This is a genomic window from Streptomyces sp. KR55 (assembly GCF_052245645.1).
In the GTDB taxonomy this organism is placed as follows: Bacteria; Actinomycetota; Actinomycetes; order Streptomycetales; family Streptomycetaceae; genus Streptomyces; species Streptomyces flavusporus.
In genome coordinates this window covers 1-6,324 of the sequence record NZ_JBQQCE010000538.1, presented here as the reverse complement: position 1 = coordinate 6,324, position 6,324 = coordinate 1, and the positions used below count along the sequence as shown (strand labels likewise).

Genomic DNA, 6,324 nt, shown 5'->3' with positions numbered 1-6,324 from the left:
CCCGCGCGGGGCCTGCCCGACGACGCGGTCGTGTTCGTCGACGATGTCGAGGATCTCGTCAGCAGCGCTCATGGGACCATCCAAGCAGGGCGGGAACGGTGGTTTCGGGAGCGGTGGTTGAGCGGTGGTTACGGAATTCTGTCAGGCGTCCGCGAGCCCTGGCCGCGTCGGGGTCCCGGGTGCTCGAATGGCTGAGTGAATACCGGACAACCCGAGCAGGAGGGCCGGCCGATCGGCCGTCGCGTCCTGCTCGGCACCCTCGGTCTGGGCGCTGTCGGCGTGGTCGCCGCGCCCACTCTGCAGCGCGGACTGGAGTCCTTCCTCGGCAGAGCCGCGGACAAGGACCCCACCGGCCTGACCGGCCTGCTGCCCAACGGCGGCGGCTTCCGCTACTACTCGGTCGCCTCCTCCGTACCGCACAAGAACGCCACGACCTACCGCCTCACCGTCGACGGACTGGTGGACCGACCGCGCACCTACACGCTGGCCGACCTGCGCGCCCTGCCGCAGACCCGGATGGTGCGCGACGTGCAGTGCGTCACCGGGTGGCGGGTCCCGGGCACGCCGTTCGAGGGGGTGCGCCTGTCCCGGCTCCTGGACGCCGCGGGAGTGCGCCCTTCGGCCGGGGCGGTGCGCTTCACCTGCTTCGACGGCACCTACTCCGAGAGCCTCACCCTCGACCAGGCCCGCCGCGCCGACGTCCTGGTGGCCCTGCGCATGCAGGACGAGGATCTCAGCCACGCCCACGGCGGACCCGTACGCCTCTACGTCGCCCCCATGTACTTCTACAAGTCCGCGAAGTGGCTCTCCGGCATCACCGTCACCGAGGACGTGCAGCCGGGCTACTGGGAGAAGCGGGGCTACGACATCGACGCCTGGGTGGGCCGTTCGAACGGACGCGACGATGAGCCTACGAGCTGACGCCCCCGCCACCGAGACCGAGGTCCGCCGGTTCAGCAGGGCCGAACGGTGGGTGCACCGCACGACGGCCGCGCTGATGGGCGTGTGCGTGCTGACCGCGGCCTGTCTGTACATCCCCGAGCTCGCGGAGCTGGTCGGCCGCCGTGCCCTCGTCGTCACCGTCCACGAGTGGGCCGGGCTCGCCCTGCCCGTGCCCGTGCTGGCCGGCCTCGCCTCCCGCGCTTTCCGCGGTGACCTGCGGCTGCTGAACCGCTTCGGCCCGCACGACCGGGTCTGGCTGCGCGCCGCCCTGCGCCGGGACAGACGGCACGCGGCGCGTCCCGCGGGGAAGTTCAACGCCGGGCAGAAGATCTACGCGGCCTGGATCGCCGGGGCGACGCTGGTGATGCTCGGCACCGGCCTGATCATGTGGTTCACCCACCTCACCCCGCTGGTGTGGCGCACCAGCGCGACCTTCGTCCACGACTGGCTGGCCCTCACCATCGGCATCGTCCTCGCCGGGCACATCGGCATGGCGCTGGCGGATCCGGAGGCCCGGCGGGGGATGCGGACCGGGTCGGTGAGCGGGGAGTGGGCGGAGCGGGAGCATCCGCTCTGGTGGCGCTGAGCAGTGGCGTACCGCAGGAAAACACCCGGGCCCGGGGCGGCGATTGCCCCGGGCCCGGGTTCGGCCGGTAGCCGAACTGCTGTGTGCGGCTGCTCTGCGGCTGTCTCGGGGACAGCCGCTATATGACCAGGGACAACAGCAGCACCAGCGCACCCGCGACCACCGAGATGATCGTCTCCATGATCGACCAGGTCTTGATCGTCTGGCCGACGTTCAGCCCGAAGTACTCCTTCACCAGCCAGAAGCCGGCGTCGTTGACATGGCTGAAGAAGAGCGAACCGGCGCCGATGGCCAGGACCAGCAGGGCGGCGTGCGCGGTGGACATGTCGGCCGCGAGTGGCGCGACCAGACCGGCCGCCGAGATGGTGGCCACCGTCGCCGAACCCGTCGCCAGCCGGATCGCCACGGCGATCAGCCAGGCCAGCAGCAGGGCCGGGATCGACCAGTCCTCGGAGATGTCCAGGACCATCTGGCCCACGCCGGAGTCGATCAGCGTCTGCTTGAAGCCGCCGCCGGCGCCGACGATCAGCAGGATGCCCGCGATGGGCGCGAGCCCCTTCTCGACGATGGACGAGATCCGCTCCTTGGAGAAACCGGCGGGGCGGCCCAGCGTGAAGATACCGACGAGTACCGCGGCGAGCAGGGCGATCAGCGGGGAACCGATGACGTCGAAGACGCGCTGCACCGTGTTCTCGGGGTCGTCGATGACGATGTCGACCAGTGCCTTGGAGAGCATCAGGACGACCGGCAGCAGGATCGTGGCCAGCGTGGCACCGAAGCTCGGCCGCTTCTCGAGCTCCTCGGAGGCCCGCTGCGGGATCATGCGGTCGGGGGCCGGGACATCCACCCACTTGGCGGCGTACCGCGAGAACAGCGGCCCGGCGATGACCACCGTCGGGATCGCGACGAGCACGCCGAGCGCCAGGGTCACACCGAGGTTGGCGCCCACCGCGTCGATCGCGACCAGCGGACCGGGGTGCGGCGGGACCAGGCCGTGCATGACCGACAGGCCTGCGAGCGCCGGGATGCCGATGCGCATCAGGGAGTAGTTGCCGCGCTTGGCGACCATCAGCACGACCGGGATCAGCAGCACTACGCCGACCTCGAAGAACAGCGGCAGACCGATCACGGAGGCGATGAGCACCATCGCCCACGGCATCGAACGGCCTCCCGCCTTGGCGAGAATCGTGTCGACGATCTGGTCGGCACCGCCGGAGTCGGCGAGCATCTTGCCGAGGATCGCACCGAGGGCGATCAGCACACCCACGCCGGCGACCGTGGAGCCGAGGCCGGTGGTGAAGCTGGTGATGGCCTTGTCGAGCGGTGCCCCGGCGAAGGCGCCGAGCGCCAGCGACCCGATGGTCAGCGCCAGGAAGGCGTGAAGCTTGAACTTGGTGATCAGCAGGACGATGAGCGCGATACCTGCCAGCACGGCGATGCCCAGCTGGGCGTGGCCGGCCGAGGTGATCGGCTCGACGGTGTCCGCTGCCAGCATCTCGACGCTGAGTCTGGTCACGGGGGTTCCCTTGTCAGTGGAGGGGGAGGGGGAGGGGAGGGGTACTGCGGGAGTTCTACGAGGTCTGCGGGGCCGTCTGCTCCAGCCCGTCCAGCGCGGCCAGGGCGCGCTCGGTGATCTCCTCGGGCGTGCCGGAGACGTCGACGGCGACTCCGGTCTCGTCCGGCTGGAGCGGCTGAAGCGTGGCGAACTGCGAGTCCAGCAGGGCCGTCGGCATGAAGTGACCCTGCCGGTGCGCCATCCGGTCCTCGATGAGGGCCCGGTCTCCGGTGAGGTGCACGAACACGATGTCGGGGGCCGCGGCCCTGAGCCGGTCGCGGTACGACCGCTTCAGCGCCGAACTGCTGACCACCCCGCCCAGCCCGGCCCGCCCGTGCGCCCAGGCGCCGATGGCGTCCAGCCAGGGCCACCTGTCGTCGTCGTCGAGCGGGGTACCGGCCGACATCTTGGCGATGTTGGCCTGCGGGTGGAAGTCGTCGCCCTCGGCATAGGGAACGCCGAGCCGGGCGGCGAGCAGCGGACCGATCGTGGTCTTGCCCGTTCCGGCGACGCCCATCACCACGACGACGTGGGGGGTACGCATGTCTGCCTCGCTGTCTTCCTCGACATACGACGTCGCTTCCGACGTCGGCCAAATGAAACCTTTTAGGTACGACGAATTCAAGAGTCTGTGACATATAAGTCTGACTTTTTGTTCCCGTGACCCGGCACGTACGCTGAGTGCATGAGCACACCGGGCCGGGGGCTGCACGGCCAAGTACTGGACACCCTCGGCCCCGAGATCACCGCGGGTGAGTACCCGCCGGGCAGCGTTCTGCGCACCGACGAGCTGGCCCAGCGCTTCGACGTGTCGCGCTCCGTGATGCGCGAGGCGGTCCGCGTGCTCGAGTCCATGCACCTGGTCGAGTCCCGCCGCCGGGTGGGCGTCACGGTCCGCCCCAGGTCGGAGTGGAACGTCTACGACCCGCAGGTCATCCGCTGGCGACTGGCCGGCGCCGACCGGCCCCACCAGCTGCGCTCGCTCACGGTGCTGCGCTCGGCGGTCGAACCGGTCGCCGCGGGGCTCGCCGCCAGGAACGCCACCGCCGAGCAGTGCAAGGAGCTCACCGAGTGCGCCCTGGGCATGGTCGCGCACTCACGCGGTCACCAGCTGGAGGGCTACCTCTTCCACGACATCGCCTTCCACCGGGTGATCCTCAACGCCTCCGGCAACGAGATGTTCGCCCGCCTGGGCGATGTCGTCGCCGAGGTGCTGACCGGTCGTACCCAGCACGACGTGATGTTCGAGGATCCCGACCCGGCCGCCGTCACCCTGCACGTCAAGCTCGCGGAGGCGGTCCGGGAGCGCGACGCCGCCCGCGCGGAGGAGCTGACCCGGGAGATCGCGGTGGGCGCGCTTCAGGAGCTGGACATCCTGGCGCCCTGACGGCCGCTCTTCGGTCAGCCGCTCTTCAGCCGAGGAACTCCCCGTCGACGTACACCCATGCCCCGTCGACCCGCTCGAACCGGCTCCGCTCGTGCAGCGCACCGCCCTTGAACGACGCCCGGAAGGTCACGGTCCCGGTCGTGTGGAACGCGGTCCCGTCGCCGGTGTCGAGGATCTCCAGACCGGTCCACCGCATACCGGGATCGAACTCGACCCGCGGTGGGCGCGTCCGCGGGTGCCAGGTACGCAGCAGATAGCCCTCGTCCCGCTTCACGAAAGCGCTGTAGCGCGACCGCATCAGCGCCTCGGCCGTCGGTGCCGAGGCCGCACCCCGATGAAATCGGCCACAGCACATCTCGTATGTCTCCGCAAGACCGCAAGGGCACGAAGGGTTGTGCGAAGGGGTGGAGGGGTGTGGCCGGCGGGGCCGGGCGGGGCGTCGGGGCATGTGCTCCATTCTGCTGCAACACCGGCTGTGCAGAAGCGGTGGATCACCCGCCCCGACACGCGCACATCGTGTGCGGGTCATGTTCGCCGTCCTTCATCGAACCTCCCCCAGAGCTGGCGTGAACACGCCTTGCTAGGGCAACACCCCACTCTCCAAGGTGGGTTGAGCACTCGAGCATCAGGAGTCACAAGCGTGCGCTTGGGCCGGGCGACCGACCGCCCGGGGTGCTGACGGGGGAACTGATGCGGTACGCGTGATCACTGTCGCCCATGTGGGTGGCGTTCTGGCGCACCGGTCCGGAAAGTCTCCCTCTGTCATCTCTTGGTGCCTTCGTCCGGTGCCCGAGACAGGGATTGGAGGGGGAATGCCGACGAATGCAGTGAGCGCCGCCCGGCCGACGTATCCAGGCGTCTACGTCGAAGAGCTTCCCAGCAGCAGCCGCACCATCTCCGCCGTGACCACGTCGGTGACCGCGTTCGTCGGTCACACCCGGCGTGGTCCGCTCAACGAACCGGTGCGCGTCACCGGTTTCGCCGAGTTCGAGCGCCGCTTCGGAGGGCTCGGCTCGCAGAGCGCCGTCGCCTACGCGGTGCACCAGTTCTTCGCGGGCGGCGGCAGCGTCGCCGTGATCGTCCGGGTCGCCAGGGCCGGCAGCGGAAAGGCTGCCTGCGTCGTCCTGGAGTCCACCGAGGGCCACAGCGAGAGCCGCGTTCTCGAAGTCCACGCCAAGGAACCCGGCGTCTGGGGCAGCGGCCTGCGCGTCGCCGTCGACTACGACACGCCCCACCCCGACGAGACCTTCAACCTGCGGGTGTACGACGCCAAGGGCGACACCCGCGAGAGCTACACCGGCCTGTCCATGGACGCCGGGCACGGCCGCTACGCGCCCACGGTGATCAACGCGGGCTCGCGCCTCATCCGCGTCGAGGCCGTCGGCGAGGGCCGCCCCGACCCGTCCGGCACCGTCTCCAAGCCGTTCGGGGACGAGCTGCCGAACCTGGAGGTCGACCTCACCGTCAAGATCGGCGACGTGGAGCGCGAGTTCCGGCTCTACGATCCCGACTGCGACGGCGAAGCCCCGTGCAGCGTGGCCGAGTTGGCGCTGTTGCTGGAGCGCAAGCTGCGCGCCCTGCCCGACGCGCCGGGCAAGCACGCCTTCGCCAGCGCCGAGGTGACCGCCTTCGGCCGGCGCATCCAGGTCGTCGCCGGCTCCACCGACCCCGAGGACATCGTCCGCTTCCTCGGCGAGTGCGCCAACGACCTGGGCCTGGAGGCCTCCGTCAACCCGCCGGTGTTCCCGCTGGAAGGCGGCGAGGACGGCGAGGCGCCCGGACCGCGCGACCTCATCGGCTCCGAGGCCGACAAGACCGGCATCCAGGCCCTGCGCGGCGTCGCCGACGTCAACC

The 6,324-nt window shown here is 70.2% G+C and carries 6 protein-coding genes and 2 pseudogenes; 4 read left to right on the top strand and 4 right to left on the bottom strand.

Annotation, left to right across the window (positions count from 1 at the left end):
* A pseudogene (locus ACTWQJ_RS44565) lies at positions 1 to 72 on the bottom strand (NUDIX hydrolase); the annotation flags it as partial.
* Between the two features lie 123 nt (positions 73 to 195).
* Here ACTWQJ_RS44565 and ACTWQJ_RS44560 point away from each other — a divergent pair.
* A complete protein-coding gene (locus tag ACTWQJ_RS44560; RefSeq protein ID WP_443312101.1) occupies positions 196 to 921 on the top strand; it encodes a molybdopterin-dependent oxidoreductase in 726 nt (241 codons plus the stop codon).
* A complete protein-coding gene (locus ACTWQJ_RS44555) occupies positions 905 to 1,528 on the top strand; it encodes a cytochrome b/b6 domain-containing protein (RefSeq protein ID WP_443312100.1) in 624 nt (207 codons plus the stop codon). The genes ACTWQJ_RS44560 and ACTWQJ_RS44555 overlap by 17 nt, the downstream gene beginning before the upstream one ends.
* Before the next feature lie 118 nt (positions 1,529 to 1,646).
* Here the strand turns inward: ACTWQJ_RS44555 and ACTWQJ_RS44550 are convergent, their stop codons facing one another.
* Both ACTWQJ_RS44550 and ACTWQJ_RS44545 read right to left on the bottom strand, forming a co-directional pair.
* Positions 1,647 to 3,044, bottom strand: coding sequence for a GntP family permease (locus tag ACTWQJ_RS44550; protein ID WP_443312099.1), 1,398 nt, complete (start codon positions 3,042 to 3,044; stop codon positions 1,647 to 1,649).
* Positions 3,045 to 3,099: 55 nt separating this feature from the next.
* On the bottom strand, positions 3,100 to 3,627 hold the full coding sequence (locus tag ACTWQJ_RS44545) for a gluconokinase (RefSeq protein ID WP_129797016.1): 528 nt from the start codon (positions 3,625 to 3,627) through the stop codon (positions 3,100 to 3,102).
* Positions 3,628 to 3,768: 141 nt separating this feature from the next.
* On the opposite strand from ACTWQJ_RS44545, the gene ACTWQJ_RS44540 reads away from it, so the two are divergent.
* Entirely contained in the window at positions 3,769 to 4,470 is a 702-nt protein-coding gene (locus ACTWQJ_RS44540) for a FadR/GntR family transcriptional regulator (RefSeq protein ID WP_129797015.1), read from the top strand.
* Positions 4,471 to 4,495: 25 nt separating this feature from the next.
* Here ACTWQJ_RS44540 and ACTWQJ_RS44535 read toward each other — a convergent pair whose 3' ends face one another.
* Positions 4,496 to 4,918, bottom strand: a complete 423-nt coding sequence (locus ACTWQJ_RS44535; RefSeq protein ID WP_443312098.1) for a YchJ family protein — start codon at positions 4,916 to 4,918, stop codon at positions 4,496 to 4,498.
* 364 nt (positions 4,919 to 5,282) lie between these two features.
* Here ACTWQJ_RS44535 and ACTWQJ_RS44530 point away from each other — a divergent pair.
* Positions 5,283 to 6,324 (top strand): annotated as a pseudogene (locus ACTWQJ_RS44530) (phage tail protein); the annotation flags it as partial.